Annotated in this window: 20 protein-coding genes; 9 read left to right on the top strand and 11 right to left on the bottom strand. The window is 34.5% G+C overall.

Going from position 1 to position 18,857, the window contains the following annotated elements:
• Positions 1–37: 37 nt before the first annotated feature.
• Positions 38–2,620 (bottom strand): AsmA-like C-terminal region-containing protein, encoded by a 2,583-nt coding sequence (locus R2Q59_RS10850; protein ID WP_316785520.1) that lies wholly within the window; start codon positions 2,618–2,620, stop codon positions 38–40.
• Between the two features lie 139 nt (positions 2,621–2,759).
• Here R2Q59_RS10850 and R2Q59_RS10855 point away from each other — a divergent pair, with 139 nt between their 5' ends.
• On the top strand, positions 2,760–4,463 hold the full coding sequence (locus R2Q59_RS10855) for a M28 family peptidase (RefSeq protein ID WP_316785521.1): 1,704 nt from the start codon (positions 2,760–2,762) through the stop codon (positions 4,461–4,463).
• A 198-nt stretch (positions 4,464–4,661) separates the two neighbouring features.
• Positions 4,662–5,060 (top strand): acyl-CoA thioesterase, encoded by a 399-nt coding sequence (locus R2Q59_RS10860; protein WP_316785522.1) that lies wholly within the window; start codon positions 4,662–4,664, stop codon positions 5,058–5,060.
• 55 nt (positions 5,061–5,115) lie between these two features.
• Here R2Q59_RS10860 and R2Q59_RS10865 read toward each other — a convergent pair whose 3' ends face one another.
• The 4 genes from R2Q59_RS10865 to R2Q59_RS10880 form a co-directional block, all read right to left on the bottom strand.
• On the bottom strand, positions 5,116–5,616 hold the full coding sequence (locus R2Q59_RS10865) for a shikimate kinase (protein ID WP_316768795.1): 501 nt from the start codon (positions 5,614–5,616) through the stop codon (positions 5,116–5,118).
• 79 nt (positions 5,617–5,695) lie between these two features.
• On the bottom strand, positions 5,696–6,751 hold the full coding sequence (locus R2Q59_RS10870; protein ID WP_316785523.1) for an ABC transporter permease: 1,056 nt from the start codon (positions 6,749–6,751) through the stop codon (positions 5,696–5,698).
• Entirely contained in the window at positions 6,752–7,903 is a 1,152-nt protein-coding gene (locus R2Q59_RS10875; protein ID WP_316768799.1) for a BT_3928 family protein, read from the bottom strand.
• Positions 7,904–8,014: 111 nt separating this feature from the next.
• Positions 8,015–8,557, bottom strand: coding sequence for a DUF1599 domain-containing protein (locus R2Q59_RS10880; protein ID WP_316768800.1), 543 nt, complete (start codon positions 8,555–8,557; stop codon positions 8,015–8,017).
• Between the two features lie 52 nt (positions 8,558–8,609).
• Between R2Q59_RS10880 and folP the strand changes: the two genes are divergently transcribed.
• Together folP and cdaA are read left to right on the top strand one after the other, a co-directional pair.
• Entirely contained in the window at positions 8,610–9,470 is an 861-nt protein-coding gene (gene folP, locus R2Q59_RS10885) for a dihydropteroate synthase (RefSeq protein WP_316768802.1), read from the top strand.
• A gap of 112 nt (positions 9,471–9,582) precedes the next feature.
• Positions 9,583–10,374: a diadenylate cyclase CdaA gene (gene cdaA, locus R2Q59_RS10890; protein ID WP_316768804.1), complete on the top strand. Its 792-nt coding sequence runs from the start codon at positions 9,583–9,585 to the stop codon at positions 10,372–10,374.
• 233 nt (positions 10,375–10,607) lie between these two features.
• Here the strand turns inward: cdaA and R2Q59_RS10895 are convergent, their stop codons facing one another.
• From R2Q59_RS10895 to R2Q59_RS10915, 5 genes are all read right to left on the bottom strand, one after another.
• Positions 10,608–11,018: a BrxA/BrxB family bacilliredoxin gene (locus R2Q59_RS10895; protein ID WP_131552328.1), complete on the bottom strand. Its 411-nt coding sequence runs from the start codon at positions 11,016–11,018 to the stop codon at positions 10,608–10,610.
• 151 nt (positions 11,019–11,169) lie between these two features.
• Positions 11,170–11,601, bottom strand: a complete 432-nt coding sequence (locus R2Q59_RS10900; RefSeq protein ID WP_316768808.1) for a CCC motif membrane protein — start codon at positions 11,599–11,601, stop codon at positions 11,170–11,172.
• A 4-nt stretch (positions 11,602–11,605) separates the two neighbouring features.
• Entirely contained in the window at positions 11,606–11,929 is a 324-nt protein-coding gene (locus R2Q59_RS10905; protein WP_316768809.1) for a DUF2752 domain-containing protein, read from the bottom strand.
• A gap of 31 nt (positions 11,930–11,960) precedes the next feature.
• Positions 11,961–12,614: a 1-acyl-sn-glycerol-3-phosphate acyltransferase gene (locus tag R2Q59_RS10910; protein WP_316785524.1), complete on the bottom strand. Its 654-nt coding sequence runs from the start codon at positions 12,612–12,614 to the stop codon at positions 11,961–11,963.
• On the bottom strand, positions 12,604–13,431 hold the full coding sequence (locus tag R2Q59_RS10915; protein ID WP_316785525.1) for an alpha/beta hydrolase: 828 nt from the start codon (positions 13,429–13,431) through the stop codon (positions 12,604–12,606). The genes R2Q59_RS10910 and R2Q59_RS10915 overlap by 11 nt, the downstream gene beginning before the upstream one ends.
• 142 nt (positions 13,432–13,573) lie before the next feature.
• Here R2Q59_RS10915 and ahcY point away from each other — a divergent pair, with 142 nt between their 5' ends.
• The gene (gene ahcY / locus R2Q59_RS10920) at positions 13,574–14,890 is read left to right on the top strand and encodes an adenosylhomocysteinase (RefSeq protein WP_316785526.1); all 1,317 of its coding nucleotides are present in this window, start codon (positions 13,574–13,576) and stop codon (positions 14,888–14,890) included.
• 470 nt (positions 14,891–15,360) lie between these two features.
• Here ahcY and R2Q59_RS10925 read toward each other — a convergent pair whose 3' ends face one another.
• Positions 15,361–16,017 carry a hypothetical protein gene (locus R2Q59_RS10925; RefSeq protein WP_316785527.1) on the bottom strand — a complete coding sequence of 219 codons (657 nt, stop codon included), beginning with the start codon at positions 16,015–16,017 and terminating at the stop codon, positions 15,361–15,363.
• A gap of 116 nt (positions 16,018–16,133) precedes the next feature.
• Between R2Q59_RS10925 and R2Q59_RS10930 the strand changes: the two genes are divergently transcribed.
• The 4 genes from R2Q59_RS10930 (at position 16,134) to R2Q59_RS10945 (ending at position 18,849) form a co-directional block, all read left to right on the top strand.
• On the top strand, positions 16,134–16,484 hold the full coding sequence (locus R2Q59_RS10930) for a DUF6370 family protein (RefSeq protein WP_316785528.1): 351 nt from the start codon (positions 16,134–16,136) through the stop codon (positions 16,482–16,484).
• Between the two features lie 110 nt (positions 16,485–16,594).
• Positions 16,595–17,311, top strand: a complete 717-nt coding sequence (locus R2Q59_RS10935; protein ID WP_316785529.1) for a pyridoxine 5'-phosphate synthase — start codon at positions 16,595–16,597, stop codon at positions 17,309–17,311.
• 66 nt (positions 17,312–17,377) lie between these two features.
• Positions 17,378–18,289, top strand: coding sequence for a DMT family transporter (locus tag R2Q59_RS10940; protein ID WP_316785530.1), 912 nt, complete (start codon positions 17,378–17,380; stop codon positions 18,287–18,289).
• A complete protein-coding gene (locus R2Q59_RS10945) occupies positions 18,286–18,849 on the top strand; it encodes a hypothetical protein (RefSeq protein ID WP_316768826.1) in 564 nt (187 codons plus the stop codon). Before R2Q59_RS10940 ends, R2Q59_RS10945 begins: the two co-directional genes overlap by 4 nt.
• Positions 18,850–18,857 lie beyond the last annotated feature (8 nt).

Genomic DNA, 18,857 nt, shown 5'->3' on the forward strand with positions numbered 1-18,857 from the left:
GCAGAGATTCTTCGTTGCACTCAGAATGACAAAAGCTTTAATTTTCCGTTTTTTTCTTTCCAAACAAACCTTTTAATTTATTGCCAATCTCAGTAGTTGCTTTTTCAACAGCTTTCTTTTTTAGTGTGTCTACTTTTTCCTGAGCTTTGGCTTGCAGCTCAGCTTTCTTTTCGGAAACAACTGTATTCAATGCAGATTTGGCTGTGCCATCTCCAGCTCCATATTTTAATTTGATAGTTGGTTTTAAGAACGTACCGCCTAAAACAGCATTAACCTTTACTGTTTCGCCCATCGATAGATTCGTTCCAGCCTTACTGTTTAAACCTGCAATAACTGCATTTGCAGCATTATTGGCACTTGCACCAAGCATCGCCCTTGGCACGTTTAAAGCTAAATTATAGTCCATAGTTTGGTCTATACCATTTGAACCAGCTACATTCATGACAATGCCCTTGGCCTTAATATCAAATGGAGAAACATTTAAACGACCATTTGCAATCTTAAATTTAGTTAGAACATTATTTAACTCTATCTTTTTCATATCCGTTGAGCCTAAAGCTGCGGCTAATTTATTTACAGGCTCAAAACCTTCTACCAAAGCCTGAATGATATTTGTTAAACCTTCAGCGTTTATTGAAGAATAAATCGGCATCATATTTTGGTCTAAATCTGAATCGAATTTTAAGTTAGTAGAAAATGTTCCTTTAGTAAACTTAGCTACTGGAGCTAATAATTTAATGGTATTAAAAGCATTAAATGCTTGCTGTATATCCATTTTCTCTATACCAAAATCAATATCTACTTTTGGTTTTTTAGGGTCTACAGTTGCATAAGAGCCATTCATTTTTACAGTTCCAGCTAACATATTTAACGCCATATCCTTAAAATAAACAGTTTTATCTTTTACTTGTAAAGCCCCTTTCGCATTGCTGATGTCATACTTATCGTAATTAACCTTAGCCGCTTTTACACCAAGATTAAAATCAATATTTGCAGGCACTTCAAAAACTGTCATTTTTGCATCTGCTGCTTTTGTTTCTGCAGTTGCTTTTGGCGGGCCCATCAACTCGTTCACATCTATTAAATTTGATGTTAAATTGAAATTCCCTTTTAATAACTGATTTTTCTTAAATACATAGCTCAAATAATTATTAATTGTACCATTGGCAGCAAAATCACTTTTACCCACTTTTGCAACCAGATTGCTTAGCGTTATATTTTGTGGACTAAAACTCATCTTCGCCGATGGCACACTAACCGGCATAGGCACATTTTTCCCAGTGTAAACAAAGTTGCTAGCTTGCATTTGTCCGCTTGCTTTAAAATCTTGATATTGACCTTTATCAATTGAAGATTTACGACCCGCTGCTTGAACATCTGCATTTAAAAGACCTGTTAAAGTCATATCTTTCATCGGGAAAATGGCTGTTAATTGTTTTAAATCTAAATTCCCTTTTAAAGCCATGTCAACAAATGGGTCTGTCATTGGATTTTTAACTAGCAAACGACCATCAATTGGTGCTGCACCAAACTCTAAATGGAACGCTGGAACATTTACAACTGTATTGTCCAAAACTCCATCAGGATTAGAGATAGTAGATTTAACTTGAATGTTATTTATCGCAGATGGCAAAGAAGGATACTTGATTTTACCATTTTCAATAGCCAAGTTTACGTTAAAGGCAGGAATGGATTTATCGTTATATGTACCTTTTGCAGTTCCGTTCATTGCAAATTTCCCTGTTGCTTCTAAATCCTTAAAATTAGCAGCATAAATAGCCGGGATTAAAGAAAGAAAGTTTTTCAAATCAGATTTTTGAGCATCAAATTTAAAGTCCATTACCATATCATTCTCATTCGGCATTGCCAAATAACCAACAGCAGAAAGCAGTAGTTCATTTAGCTTAATCTTGTTTTCGCCGAAAGTGAATTTCATCTGTTTCATATCGATGTCCAAAGGCAGTCCTGCATCCAATTTCACTTTGTTTAAATATGGAATACCTCCATATTTAACGGTTAATTTTTCTATATCAGATTGAGTATTTAAGGTGAAAATATCTTGAGTAAAATCGCCCTTACCATTATGATTTAGATTTTCGGCTTGCATAAAAAATCCTAGGGAAGCATCATCATAAGTAATCTTCCCATTTTCAATGGTATACTTTTGAAGTGCAGCTTTGAATGTTGTTTTAGCCGTATCAACTTTTGTTGTTGAACTATCTGGCTTCATGATATCCCAATTGGCTTTACCACTTTTTAAAACCTTAGCATAAATTATAGGTTCATCCAAATTAACAGAGTTAATTTCGTAGGTCTCGCCTTTAATTACACTCATTAAATTGAGATTTAACTTAAGTTGTTTAATATTTGCCAATGTGTCCTTCGCAAAACTATCGGTTCCAACAACAGTTAAATTGTTCAATTCTATACCCAAATTGGGGAAAGAAGTAATTAGGCTTAAATCAAATTCTGCAAAATCTACCTTAGCGTTTACCTTATCATTTATAGATGATTTTACTTTAGCAACAATCTCCTTTTTAAAAATTAAGGGGATACAAGCCGCAGCTGCAAACAAAACGGCTAATATAATGGCGAGCGTGATGATGGTTTTTTTTAACATGACAATTCTATATTGTATTTTATGGTTATTAAACGCAATTAATGCGCCAAGCGTTTATAAAGATAAATTTACAGAGTTAGGCAATTTGATAATTATTTTTCACAATAAACTTATTACCTTTCGACTTTAGAAACGACCTATGAAAAGAATTCTTTTTTTTGCTTTAATTCTATTATCCATTAGTGCCTTTGCACAAAATCAAACTGCTAATTATTTCAAGCTCACACGTGCTAACTTCAACGAGAAAAATGCATATGAAACTACTGCTTTCGTAGAAAAATATTTTAGAATACCAGGCAATACTGGTTTTAATGCCAGCATCCACCATGTGGAAGATATATTGAAAAAAGCTGGCTTTGTTGAACAAAAAAACAATGAGTTTGAGGCGCCAATGACTTATCGCATTGAAAAACGCCCAATGAATAGAAATACTTGGGAGCCAGTAAATGCAAGTGTAACCATAGTTGGCGAGTCGTTACCACTAATTGCCTATCAGACTAATCGCAACATGATTCCAATTAATTGTCCATCAACACCTGTTGGAGGAATTACCGCAGAAGTAATTTTTGTGGGCAAAGGAGCTGCTGCAGATTTGGAAGGAAAAGATTTAAAAGGAAAAATCGTATTTGCAGATGCTGCTGCAGGAAGATTAATTTCAATGGCAGCAAAAGCTGGTGCAATTGGAGTAATGGGTTATTCGGTTCCTAAATATAATCAGCCAGAAAAACACCAGACTTCTATTTCGTTTGGAAGTATGCCCGCAAATGCAGGAATTTGGTCGCTGTTTTTATCTTATGGCGTGAAGGAAAAACTGAAAGCTGCTTGTTTAAAAGGAAAAGTAGAATTAAAAGTTAATATTGAAACTAAGATTTACAAAGCTGAAGAATTAACCATTGTTGCAAATGTAAAAGGAAGTGTAAAACCTGATGAACGTTTTGTTTATAGTGCTCATGTACAAGAACCTGGGGCGAATGATAATGCAACAGGCGTTGGTACTTTGGCAGAAATGGCAAGAGTAACTGCTACATTGATTAAATCTGGCAAATTAAAACCTCAACGTACTTTAACATTTTTATGGGGCGATGAAATTGTATCTACCAGAAGGTATATAGTTGAAGATACCACAAGAGCGAAAGGAATTTTGTGGGGAATGAGCTTAGACATGGTTGGTGAAGACACTGAAAAAACTGGTGGTACTTTCTTGTTGGAAAAAATGCCAGACCCTTCTGCAATTTGGACGCGTGGCACCGATAAACACAGCGAATGGGGTGCTGGTGATGTGAAAGAGAAAGACCTTTTTCCGCACTACTACAACGATTTCATTTTTGACATCTGCAAAACGCAAGGCAAGTTTGCTAATTGGGTAGTTAATTACAATCCTTTTGAAGGTGGAAGTGATCATACTCCATTTTTACAGAATAAAATTCCAGGTTTATTGATGTGGCACTTTACTGATGTATTTTACCACACTGACAATGATAGAATAGGTGCTGTTTCTGCTACAACAATGAAAAATGTTGGCGTTTGTGCATTAACGGCTGCTTATACTTTAGTAACTGCTGATGAAAATACGGCATCAGCTACTGTTGCCCAAGTAAAAAATGATGCATTAGTTCGCTTAAAAACTGAGTTTGAGTTGAGTAAAAAAGCTATCGCCGATGGCAAAACAGTAGCCGATGAAAAACATATCATTGAGGTTTGGGGTAAATATTATACCGATGCATTAGCTACTATTGGAACCATGGCTGTTGCTCCAAAAACCACTAGAATAGGTTCAACAATTAAGGTTGCAACTTTGGCAATTGAAAAACAAACACAAGCTTATTTGAGCGAGTTGAAGTAATTGTCTTTATTAGGATTTTTTGGATGGGATGATTTTAGGATTCTAAAATGTCGTCATTTCGAAATGAGCTTTCGCGATTGAGAAATCTTTGAATTTCTTGATTGTAGGTTCTAAGTTATCCCCTCTATATCGATATATGACGATTTATTTACGAATGTGCTTGTCCAGTTTCTTATCTTAGCTTAAATCTCAAAGCTTATGAATTTTCACACTCGTAAATGGATAAAACCCGAAGACTTAAATCCTAATGGCGGCTTATTTGGTGGTAGCCTTTTAAAATGGATTGATGAAGAAGCAGCAATCTATGCGATTGTACAGCTCGAAAATCCAAAGGTTGTAACCAAGTATATGTCTGAGATTAACTTTGTAAGTTCTGGTAAACTTGGAGATATTATTGAGTTGGGAATGACAGCTACATCATTCGGTACAACTTCTATCACAATGTGTTGCGAGGTAAGAAATAAAATTACCCGCAAGAGCATTTTAACAATTGATAAAATTGTCTTTGTAAACATTAACGATTACGGTGAGCCAACACCACACGGCAAAACAAAGATTAAATATATCGAAGAGCAGTTTGATGATATGACTAAGTAGTTTGGAGTTGAGAGTTTGGAGTACAAAACAACTAATGAACAATTGAACCAATGAACTAATTTTCTTTTAAACGTTCTTCCAAAGTTTCCGCATCCAAATCAAAAGCGTTGATAATCAACTGAGCTTTAGTATAAAATGGGTCTCTTTCTGCAAGCTTCTTTTCTATAAAAGCTAAAAGTTGCTCATCATCAAAATCTTTTATCAAAGGTCTTTTTTGGCGGTTATGCAAACGTGAAACCAACATCGAAGGTTCCATGTGCAAATAAACAGTTTTGCCATTTTCATTCATCCAATCCATGTTATCAAAAAAGCAAGGCAAACCTCCGCCAGTTGCCACAACACAAGTTTCTGGATAAGGATAAGTTTTTAAGGTTTTACTCTCTAACTCACGGAATGAAGCTTCTCCATAAGCCTCAAAATATTCGGCAATGGTTTTCCCTTCTTGCGCTACAATTACAGCATCTAAATCAATTACTGGGCATTCTAATCTTGCAGCTAACTGTTTTGCTTTGGTACTTTTCCCGCAGCCCATGAATCCGATAAGGAAGACTTTCATTCTAAAATATTGTTGTATAGATAAATTGTTTTATTGTTTTGGCAAACTGGTCTCAAATCTCATATCTCACTTCGCAAATCTATGAAAGCTTCACTCTCGGGTCTACCCAAGCATATAATAAATCCACTAATATATTTACTACGACAAACACAAAAGCGATGAATAATATAGAGCCCATTACAACTGGGAAATCAGACATTTCTAAAGCTGTAACTGTTGTTCTACCTAGGCCATTATAACCAAAAATATATTCAACAAAGAAAGAACCAGCCAATAAAGAAGCGAACCAACCAGAAATTGCCGTAATAACAGGATTTAAGGCATTTCTTAATGCGTGTTTATAAATTATTGCATAACGACCTAATCCTTTAGCTCTAGCCGTACGGATGTAATCTTGAGCCAGCACATCTAACATCGCACTGCGTGTTAACTGAACTATAATTGCTAATGGCCTTAATCCTAAAGTAACCATTGGCAACCATAGGTTTTTCCAAGTGATAATTTGTCCTTTGAAAGGGTCGTAGCTATATAAACTACCACTCATATTTAAACCTGTGTAATCTGCCAATAGAAATCCAAATAACCAAGCGATGATAATTCCTGCAAAAAAGGATGGAGCAGAAATACCTAAAATAGCAAATGCGTTTGCTAAATTATCAATCCAAGTTCCCTGGTGCACTGCCGAAACAACACCCAGTAAAACACCAATTATCGTTGCAAAAATCATTGCAGTAAGCGCTAGTACAAACGTATTAGGTACAGTTTCTGAAAGGATAGTTGTTACATCTCTTTTAGTTTGATATGACCTTCTCAAATAAGGCACTTTAATTACTACAACATCATTCCCAACTTTAAAAAGCTTTTGGTAATGATATTTCTCCTGATTTTCTTTTGTAAATGGATGAATACTTAGTGGAGATAAATCATTGATGTAAAGAAAAAACTGAACAGGTTTAGAACGGTCTAAACCAAATTCTTTCCTTACTGCTTCTAGAGATTGTACATCTGAACGCTGACCCATTGTCATTCTAGCTGGGTCGCCAGGCAAAATATTAAACAGCACAAAAACCACTAAAATTACACCTCCCATTACTGCGAAGCCATAAAGTAATTTTCTTAATGCGTATGCTCCCATTTATTTACTAAAATACTTTTCTGATAACTTATCGAATGAGGGTAAGGTTTGGAAATGCCATTTATTAATAATCACGCCATTTTTCAATAATAAAACACCAGGATTTGCTCTTACCATACTTTTAAGCGGAACAGCATCAGCATAAAACACCTCAGCAAAAAGTTTATTTTTCTTACTAAAAGCATCTGCGTCTTGAGCAGAATTTGAGGTCAATAAAACTGTTCTGATGTTAAATTGGTCAGTAGCATTTAAAGCTAAAGCATTAATTTCTTGAACTGCCTTTTCATTCGCATCTTTTAAATTATAGGCTACAACAACTAAATTATAATATGGATTTTCTACAATTTCTTTAGTATAATCTGTTCCCGATGCATCAGTAATTAATAAATCTTTGATTTTAATATCGTAGCCTTTTTTAATTAACTTCCTATCGGGTGTACCTACAACTTCCCAGTTTTCATCCTTCCAAATTTCTTGAGCCATGTAATCTTTATCGCTCATTGTTTTGGTTTCGTTAGTTTTTTTGTTCTTAAGCTGGTACATAATCAAGTACTCATCTTGCGCCGCACCTGGCGGAAGTTTCATCGATTCTGGAATACTTGAACCAACTTTATAAGGTAGAAAATCTATGATTGGAAGGAAATTATAGGTATAAATTCCAAATAATAATGAAGCTGCAAAAACTCCAATAGATAAGCTTTTTTGTAATTTCACATTAGTGGTTATTGGATTTATCCTTTCCCTGTTGATGAATAGGTAAACAATCAATACCAAAAGGATTAAATCTTTAGTAAACGACTGCCAAGGTGTTAGCGGAATAGCATCTCCAAAACAACCACAAGAAGTTACAACTTTAAATGCTGCAGAAACAAATGTTAGGAACGTAAAAAATAGGATCAAGCCAAGTAAACCCTTTGTAACTTGATTTTTCCAAAAGCCAAATAGCAGTAAGGCACCCAAAACAATTTCTAAAACACATAAAATGATGGCTATACCAGTTGCCCAACTGTTTAGGAAATCCATATGGAAAACTTCAAAGTATTCCTGTAGTTTATAGCCAAAGCCAAGTGGGTCATTAGCCTTGATTAGGCCCGAAAAGATGAATAAAATTCCGACAAACCACCTAGAGAAATTTAGAGCTACTTTTTGCATAATTAGATGTGAGAATTGAGATATGAGAATTGAGACATAGTTTAATTCCTATTTTTAGACGTTTATTTTTTACAGCCTAGACTGTAACTCGTAACCTTTAACAGATAACCGTTATTTAACGCCAAGTTTAATCAATGCAAAAACTGCATAGTTTAACATATCTTGATAATTTGCTTTTACACCTTCAGAAGCAACCGTTTGGCCTAAGTTGTCCTCAATTTGCTTAACCCTAAATATCTTCATCAATATCAAATCAGTTAAAGAACTAATTCGCATATCTCTCCAAGCTTCACCATAATCGTGGTTTTTAGCAAACATCAATTCTTTAGTTTCATTAACTCTTTTATCAAAAAGATTTTCTACCAACTCAACTTCCATTTCATTAGGGTCGCTATCGGTTAAATCTAATTGAAGCATTGCAATTACACAGTAATTTACAATACCAATATATTCTGAGGTAATGTCCTCTCCCACTTTAGAAACTTTCTTTTCTTCGAGCGTACGAATACGTTGCGCCTTAATAAAAATTTGGTCGGTTATAGACGAAGGCCTAAGAATGCGCCAAGCCGTTCCATAATCTTTTGTCTTCTTTAAAAAAAGCGATTTACATACCGCTATTACGCTATCGTACTCGTGTGATGTGTTTACTGCCAAAACAATTAAAATATTTAGTTTAAAGCTATTTTAATACCTATTTTTGTATTAAATGATGGCTAAAGATACATTTTTAAACCGAAAAGTAACACTAAATAGCAAAGGGAAACTGATAGATTTAAGTACCCCAGTGGTAATGGCTATCTTAAATATTACCCCTGATTCATTTTATGGAAACAGCCGAATAAGCAACATTGATGAGGCTTTAAAAACAACTGAAAGATTCATAAATGAAGGCGCAAAATTTATAGACATTGGTGCTTACTCTTCTCGTCCTGGTGCAGCAGATGTTAGTGAAGATGAAGAGTTGCAACGGTTAATCTCTATAGTTGAGGCAATTGCTAAAGAATTTCCTGAATCACTGATTTCGATAGATACATTTAGGGCCAAGGTTGCAGAAGAAAGCATTAATGCGGGTGCCCATATGATTAATGATATTTCTGCTGGCAATTTAGATAGCGCTATGTTTGAAACAGTTGCCAAATTGCAAGTTCCTTACGTAATGATGCACATGAAAGGAACTCCTCAAAACATGCAGGAAAATCCCACATACGAAAATGTAACATTAGATGTTTTAAATTATTTCTCTGAAAAAATCTCAACGCTAAAAAAATTAGGAGTAAAAGATATTGTTATTGACCCTGGCTTCGGATTTGCAAAAACAATTACACACAATTATGAAGTTTTGCAACAACTGCAAAGTTTTTCAATTTTTGAATTACCAATGTTAGTAGGTTTTTCTAGGAAATCGATGATAACTAAGGTCTTGAATAATAAATCAGCTGATGCTTTAAACGGGACAAGCATACTAAACACAGCAGCTTTACTAAAAGGAGCTTCAATTTTAAGGGTTCACGATGTAAAAGAAGCAGTGGAATGTATAAAACTGACAGAAAGAATTAAAAATCCTTAATCATCCGCCCATATTTTCATTTCCGACAAACATTTTAACGCTAAATTTCATTTTTGCCGAATAACAGCTTTTTTAATTGATTAAAACCCTTTAATTAATTAACTTAGGCACAATGAAAGGTCTTGATTTTGATTTTCTGAAATTTACGTGGATTAGTGCAATTGATATTATCGTTGTAGCTATTTTAATCTATTACATTTACAGCTTAATCAAAAATACGCTTGCGGTAAATCTACTGCTAGGCTTACTCATCATATTCTTGTTTTACCACCTAGTGAAAAGCCTTCACATGGATTTGTTATCTGCTATCATTAACAAATTTATGGCAGTTGGTATCATGGCATTGGTCATTATTTTCCAACCAGAGATTAGAAGATTTTTACTACACATAGGAAAAAGCACATCCTTACAAAAAAACAAAGCTTGGTGGGGTTATTTATTTGGCAGCAAAGATTTAGAACGAGATAACCTAATTAGGATTAAGCCAATTATAGATGCTTGTAAGAGCATGAAAAAAACAAGAACTGGTGCCTTAATCGTTTTCGTTAAGTTTTATGATGATGAACTTTTTAATAATAGTTGCGAAATTATCGACTCTAAAATTTCTAAAAGGTTATTGGAAAGTATATTTCAAAAATATAGTCCGTTGCATGATGGTGCTGTAGTTATTTCTGAAAATAAGATTAAAAGTGCCAGTTGTATTCTACCATTAACAGATAACGATAAATTACCAACCCATTTCGGCTTAAGGCACAGAGCAGGAATTGGAGTTTCTGAAACTACCGATGCTGTAGCCGTTATCATTTCTGAAGAAACTGGAGAAATTGCTTATGCCAAACAAGGCAGGGTGAGAATGAATGTTTCTTTCGGGGAATTAGAGAAGCTACTCAATAAAGATTTTTAGGGCATTTAGCTTAACCGATACGTCCTGCTGAATTTATTTCAGCATCTTTCCTGCCAAAAAGACCCTGAAATAAACAGCGAAGCTCTCTTGAAGGCTAAAATCAATTTAAACTTCTGAAAAATTCAGGGTGATGTAACTCAATATCGCAATTATATTAACCGTTGAAAGGCAGATTTCAATAAAAAACCCATCCTATAGAACAAGATGGGTTTATGTATTTAGGAAAAATTACCTTAGCAATACTGCTCAAACGCACCAATTAAGCTATCGGCTATCATTTGCGCAGGGCGTCCTTCAATCTGATGGCGCTCTATCATGTGCACCAATTTACCATCTTTAAATAACGCCATTGAAGGAGATGATGGAGGGAAAGGCATCATATAACCTCTAGCTTTATCAACCGCTTCTTTTTCCATACCAGCAAAAACTGTTACCAATTTATCTGGGTGTTTAGCATTTGCTGCTGCAATTTTAGCTGCTGGACGAGCATTTGCTGCTGCACAACCACAAACAGAGTTTACTACAACAAATACAGTTCCTTCGCCTTTAATTGCGCTATCTACTGCTTCTGCAGATTTTAATTCTTCAAAACCTACGTTGGTTAACTCAGCACGCATAGGTTCTACTAAATATTCAGGATACATCTTTTTCTCTTTTATTAATTAATATGCAAAGATAATAAAGATTATGCGTCAAAAATTATTGCATCATAAAATAACAATCTGCTGACTTACAGCCATAAGAAAAGGGATACCAATATTCTTGGCATCCCTCAGTTATTTGATAATAAAACAATTATTTCATGTTTTCTACAAACTCTTTAGCAAAATTAGGGTCTTGAATAGCAGCGAAACCAAACATTGCAATCATAACAATAATTATTAATAGATATATTGAACCTAAAACAGTTCCAATGATACCACATACTTTACCTGCTTTTGCATTTTTTAATGATGAAGCTGTATAAGCATTTGGATTTAAGTTGAATTTCTTCACTTCACCCGCTCCTAATACCCATGCAACAATACCCAAAATTAAACCCAAAATACCGTAGCAGCAGCAACCGGGAATTGATAAAATTCCTAAAATCAGTGAAATAGTGGCATTTGGCAAATTCTGTTGCATTCCGTTAAATCCTCCGCCCTGTGGAAATGGATTATTTTGTGGCGGTGTTGGTGGTTGAATTGGCTGTGGTGTTTCTTGTGGTTCTAATTGTTCTTCAGACATAGCGTTAAATTAATTGATGTGTAAATATTTTATAAATATAATTGATTAGGATAATGATTGCTACAAATCCGACTGCTATTTTTATAATTTGTGCACCAGACTTAAAATCTGCCTTTAAATGAACTATGGAAAAGATAATTACAAATAAAAAGGGGATTGTTGCAGGGTAAAGTTTAAATGAACCTATCAAATCTCCTTGAATTAAGGCAATAAAGGAACGTTGTAAACCACAACCAGGGCAATCAAAGCCAAATGTTTGTTTCATCGGGCAAGCCAACAAATGATTTTGCAACCAATGAATAAAGCCTTTACCCTCGCTAACCATCATAAACGAATACTTAATAGTTTTTCAAATGTCTTTAAACTCTATTCTTAAATCTAAACTGTTTTTTAATGGAAGCTTTGTGATGCTCATTAATCTCCTTAGTTAATTTCTCCAAATTAAAATCGTGGTTAGTTCCACAGTTTAATCCATGAAAAGTAACTGATGGTTTTAAGCTCTCAAAATATTCTATCATATTTGAGCTCCAAATCAACTGACAGCTACCTTTTACTCGCTTCAAAATTTCAGCAATGCCTGGTTTAACATTAATATAATCTACGTGACAAGATTCTAAATCGCCCTGCGGAAACAAAACAAATAAATGCCCAGGCTCATTTAAAATTTCAGCAGCATAGTCTAAACTCTCACTTACCGATTTTGTGCCTGGAGCAATAGAAAAACAACCAATTCGCCTCAACCACATATTTTTTTTCATTTGCGCTTCTAAAGACATCATGTAAAACCCTTTTAAATTAGGTTCTTGCTTATAAATTGATTTTAAGCAAAAATAACAGGCAAAAAACCCATCCCAAAACCCAAAATGGTTGCACATATACACATAAGAATGATCTTTTAGTACTTCTGCATCATGAATTTTTAACTTATTAAATTTCCAGCCCATGAACCAGGTTAAAATTCTACCCAAAAAAAGTATCATTTTCGGACTAAATGGTTTTGGCTTAATTATCATAAATTAAACTATAAATTTTTGAAGGAAGATTTTTATTCACCATATCGTGGTCTTCGTCTAAAATAATTTTGCTGCCAAAATTCAATTGTGGTATTATTTCATCAGCCAGATGCTGTGGATACATTTTATCCCTTTCTCCAAATACAAAATAACATTTTACCTGGTTAAGATTTAGCGCTTTGATTAAATCACTTGGCTTAGTTTCTAAATGGCGCAAATAAGTAACATTTGCATAAAATGCATAACGCAATTCGGCAGTTGCCATCTCCTTTTGCAAAATATGATAACTTTTCAAATCAAAAATCCTGATTCTTCTGAATAAATTTAATGCTATGCTAATACCATGCTCACTTAAAAAAAGCTTCCTAAAAAATAAGTTCGCAAACTTGTTTTTAGCGAAAACTTTAATAATAGGCAAAGTTTTTAAAAATGCAGGCGCTAATATAAAGAGCTTATCTATCCTTTTTGCTTCAAACTCTGCAAGCACCGTAGCATAATAAGTACCTAAAGAATAACTCATGACAGAAAACCTATCAATTTGATGAGCATCACAAAAATCAATAATAAGCTTACAAAATTCAGTTTTTGAAATTCCTTTTTTTAAATGTTCTATAGACTGATTCTGCAACTTAGTTTCCTTATGAAAAAATAGGTCGAAACCATAAAAGGTATAATCGTTCCCAAACTTTTCTTTTAAAATAGAAAACTGCTTGCCGTGCATACCGAAACCGTGGAAACATAACATCGCCTTTGGCCCATTACCAAATTTATAATAGTGTAATCTAACAAGCGAATGATTAAAGTAATGGTCGGTCATTGAAAGTTTAGCCCTTATGCTGTAAAAATAAGGGAAATATTTTATTGTCAGTTTAAAATAAGGTTTAATCTTCTAACGGCTACTTTTTTGTTATTGATAAGGGAATGGTTTACCTTTGCATCATATTTAAAAACAAATAATTATGTCATCAGTAGAGACAACGTACATCCCTTACAAAGTTAAGGACATTTCACTGGCAGAATGGGGCCGTAAAGAAATCGGATTAGCAGAGGCAGAAATGCCAGGCTTGATGAGTTTACGTAAAGAATTCGGACCATCTAAACCTTTAGCAGGCGCTCGTATTGCGGGTTGTTTGCACATGACCATTCAAACTGCAGTTTTAATTGAAACTTTAGTAGAATTAGGTGCAGAAGTTACTTGGTCATCATGTAACATTTTCTCAACTCAAGACCACGCTGCTGCTGCAATCGCTGCTGCTGGCATTCAAGTTTATGCTTGGAAAGGTTTAAACGAAGTTGATTTTGATTGGTGTATTGAACAAACTTTACACTTCGGTCCAGACCGTAAACCATTAAACATGATTTTAGATGATGGTGGCGATTTAACCAATATGGTTTTCGATAAATACCCAGAGCTTATTGCAGCTATTAAAGGTTTATCTGAAGAAACTACAACAGGTGTTCACCGTTTATATGAAAGAATGAAAAACGGAACATTGCACTTACCTGCAATCAACGTTAACGATTCTGTAACTAAATCTAAATTCGATAACAAATACGGATGTCGCGAATCATTAGTAGACGCAATTCGTCGTGCTACTGACGTAATGATGGCTGGTAAAGTAGCTGTTGTTTGCGGTTATGGCGATGTGGGTAAAGGTTCTGCTGAGTCTTTAAGCTCACAAGGCGTACGTGTTATCGTTACTGAAATTGACCCGATTTGTGCTTTACAAGCTGCAATGGAAGGTTACGAAGTTAAACGTTTAGACACGGCAATTAAAGAAGCAGATATCGTTGTAACTACAACTGGTAACTGTGATATCGTTCGTGAAAAACACTTCAGAGCATTAAAAGACAAAGCTATCGTTTGTAACATCGGTCACTTCGATAATGAAATTGACATGGCTTGGCTAAATGGTGCTTATGGCGATACTAAAGTGGAAATTAAACCACAAGTTGACAAATACACAATCGATGGTAAAGACGTAATCGTTTTGGCTGAAGGTCGTTTGGTTAACTTAGGTTGCGCAACTGGTCACCCAAGTTTTGTAATGAGTAACTCGTTTACTAACCAAACTTTAGCTCAATTAGAATTGTGGACTAACCCAGGTAAATACGAAAACAAAGTTTATGTGTTGCCTAAACACCTAGACGAAAAAGTTGCTCGTTTACACTTAGAAAAAATCGGTGTAGAATTAGACGTTTTAGACCAACACCAAGCAGATTATATCGGTGTTGCAGTAGAAGGTCCTTTCAAACCAGATACTTATAGATACTAGTCCCTTCGGCGTCATTGCGAGGAACGAAGCAATCTCATCCGTGAGATTTTGAAAAGAGATGTGCATTTTGCATGTCTCTTTTTTTTAGAAAAAGTAAGGCAGTAGCTCTTCGGTTAGTTCAGCCCCACTTTCCGCTTTACTTCGGGTAACCGAAAAGGCTACCCTCTGTGTTCGCTTCAATTGGGTTTATTTTACAAAGCAAACCGTTCTTGGGAAGTACAAAATCGCAATAATTATGCGGCTAAAGCCTTCAACAACTTTATTTGTTCCGTCAGCTAAAGCAGACGGCAATAAATACCGGCAAATGGCAACTCTAAAATTTCATTGCCATTGGCTTTAGCCAACGGATTAAAAGCAAAATACAATTCGGCTTTAGCCACATTCTTAAGGATAACTTTAATTTCCTGAAAAAAAATGCGTTTGCACAATTAACTAATCAACTCAGAATTTCGCTAATTGAATATCTCATTTCAATTAGTAGGAAAATCGTTTGTAGTTTGAACTATTTTTTGATATGTAGTTGTATCCAATAATCCAATAGAAATATTTTCTATAATCTTCCTGTATCTTCCAATTTTAGGATCCCAAACAGTGAGGTGAATATCATTTTTCACATTAGGGTAAACCTTAAAATATAAGACAACATCGTTAGAACTTCCTTTTAGAAAATATGATGTTTTAGATGAACGAACGGAAATTTCTCCAATCGGGTTACTTAAAATCTTTAAATCTAATTTTAGATTACTTAATTCTATAGCAGATAAAATCACTGAATTTTTTACGCCAGGATTTAACTTAACAGAATTTTTTGGTTCATAGTTTATATCGTTATAAGATATTTCAACATCATACCCAATATATTTACCATCAGATACAAAAGACATATCGAAATCTCCTTTTACATCAGTTTTAATACCTATTAAAGAGTCTGCGCATAACCTAGTTCCATTCATACTATTTATTCTACAGCCATAAATAACTACTGAGGCATTGGCTAATCTTTTATTTTTAGCACTATCAATAGCAAAGCCCGAAACTGAGGTTGAAATTCCAGGCTTGACTTTTTTACAAGTAACAAGAACTATTGAAGAAACTAAAATAATAATAGACAGCGCAACAACTTTCATTTATCTAATATATCAATTATTTTTTTATCAGCTCAAAACTTCATTTTACAAATAACTGAAGTTCCATGAACCTTAAAAACCTACATTTGTCTTAATCAAACTTAATTCTTTAAAATATGAAAGCTTTAATTGTTGCCTTATGTCTAACCTCATTTAGTTTTGCAGCAAATGCTCAAACTACACCTCAACAAAAAACAACTAAACTACCGACTTCACTTAAAGATAAAGTTGTAGAAATTGCTTGTGGAGAGTGCAAATTTAAAATGAAAGGTAAAAGTTGCGATTTAGCTATTCGTGTTGATGGACAATCTTACTTTGTTGATGGAAAAAGTGTAGATGATTTCGGAGATGCTCATGATGAGAAACATGGTTTTTGCAATGTAATTGGTAAAGCAACCGTAACTGGTGAAATTGTAAACAATCGTTTTAAAGCGAAAGCCATTACTTTATTGCCAGAAAAAAAATAAATAACGAAGACAGCAAAGATTTTCGTTGAAAAAGCACTAGTCTTTTTTAGGCTTTAACCCTTGTGTTTTTTGCGGTTACTCCTATATTCTTTGCGGTAAAAAATTAACTTATGACAAAATTATCAGTCAACATTAATAAAATTGCGACTTTGCGTAATAGCAGAGGCGGTAACAATCCTGATTTAGTTAAGGTAGCTTTAGATTGCGAGCGTTTTGGCGCACAAGGAATTACCGTACATCCACGTCCAGATGAAAGACATATACGCTACCAAGATACTTTCGATTTAAAAGCCGTTATTGCAACTGAATTTAATATCGAGGGTAATTGCAAAGAGCAAAAATTCATCGACCTTGTTTTAGCTAATAAACCAGCACAAGTAACATTGGTGCCTGACGTTTTGGGCCAAATCACTTCAAATCATGGTTGGGATACCATCAAGGAAAAAGCTTATTTGAAAGAAATTGTTACATTATTTCAAAATGCAGGTATTCGTGTTTCAATTTTTGTAGACCCAGTTATCGAAATGGTTGAAGGCGCTTTAGCAACTGGCACAGACAGAATCGAATTATATACAGAAGCTTACGCAAGCGAGTTTCATCAAAATGCAGCCACTGCTATTGCTCCTTATGTAGCGGCAGCGAAAAAAGCAAATGAACTAGGTTTAGGCATTAATGCTGGTCACGATTTAGATTTAGACAACCTTAAATATTTTGCTCAAAACATTCCAAACCTTTTAGAAGTATCCATCGGCCATGCCTTAATAAGCGATTCATTATACTTCGGATTGGAAAACACCATTCAACTTTATTTAAAACAACTAGTTTAAAGCATAAAGACCAAAGTGTAAAGACAAAGCTTTGGTCTTTATGCTTTAGGCTTTTAACTCCTTTTTATGCTCAAAGGTATAATCCTTGTTCTTTTTGGTGCCTGTAGTTTTGGCATCCTGTCTACATTTGTAAAACTAGCTTATGCCGATGGTTATTCGTTAAGCGATGTCACCGGAACCCAAGCATTTTTCGGCGCTATTTTATTATGGTCGGGATATTTTATCCAAACAAAAACTGGTAAAAAAGTTTATCCTAAATCTAAAACACATTGGTTTAAATTACTAGCAGCTGGTGCATTTACAGGCTTGGTAAGTATGTTTTACTATCAATGTGTAAAATTAGTTCCAGCATCTTTAGCTATTATTTTATTAATGCAATTTGTGTGGATTAGTGTTTTATTGGAACTTTTCATCTATAAAAAGAAACCCAGCAAAATGCAAATATTGGCTATCGTTGTTATACTCTTCGGAACGGTTTTGGCGAGCGGCTACATCGAAACAAATGTTAACCAAATCAACCTAGAGGGAATAATTTTCGGAATGTTGGCGGCACTTTGTTATGCGATATTCTTGATGTTAAACGGCAAGTTAGGCAATGACTATCCACCATTAAAAAAGAGTGCTTTGATGATTACTGGCGCTTGCATTTTAATATTCATCGCTTTACCACCTACATTTTTAATTAGTGGAGCCTTGAGTGGAAGTTTATTAAAATGGGGAATTATCCTAGCTGTTTTTGGCACTTTTATTCCTCCACTTTGTTTTGCAGCAGGCATACCAAAAATTGGTTTAACCTTAAGTTCTATTTTAAGTTCTGCAGAGCTTCCAGTTGCCGTAATGATGAGCAGTTTAATTTTACACGAAGAAGTAAACTTAATCAGGTGGATTGGCGTTATCATTATATTAAGCGCACTAATTCTTCCAAATTTGGAAATGATAAAAAAGCCAAATATCTTTAAGAAAAAACCTTTGCTATGAAAACTAGAATCTTTGCTATTTTAACTTTATTCGTTGTCGCTTTTAGCGGATGTAAAGATGTTGCCAAAATTAATGCTGATGAGGCTGGTGAAGTAATTACTGAATATTTAACCGCAAATCCAGAATATAAAATTGCACGTTTCAATTTTGGCGAAATGAAGTTCAACAGTCAGAAAGATATGCTTGAGCTAGAGAAATACAAAACCTTGGCAAGCGATGGTTATGTTTCATTAGCATTACAAGAATCAAAAAAGAAATTCCTTTCTAAAGACAGCAGTTTTGTTTATATGATTAAATTAACCGATAAAGCGAGTGATTTAGTGTTGAAACAAGAAGAAGATAAAGCAAATGTTAAAGTTGTTACTTACGAGTTGGCAAGTGAAAAGCCTGTTAACTTTAACAGAGTAAATGATAATAATGCAAAAGTAACGGTGTCGCTTAAAAAGGTTAATACACCGTTTGCACCATTCCAAAAAAACGCTGATGATAATAGCAATTTCATCACCAAAACCTATCGCCTAAAATTAGATAAAGAAGAAGGCTGGAAAGTAGTGAAGTAAGGTGGAAG

Source organism: Pedobacter frigiditerrae (assembly GCF_032678705.1).
Taxonomy (GTDB): domain Bacteria; phylum Bacteroidota; class Bacteroidia; order Sphingobacteriales; family Sphingobacteriaceae; genus Pedobacter; species Pedobacter frigiditerrae_A.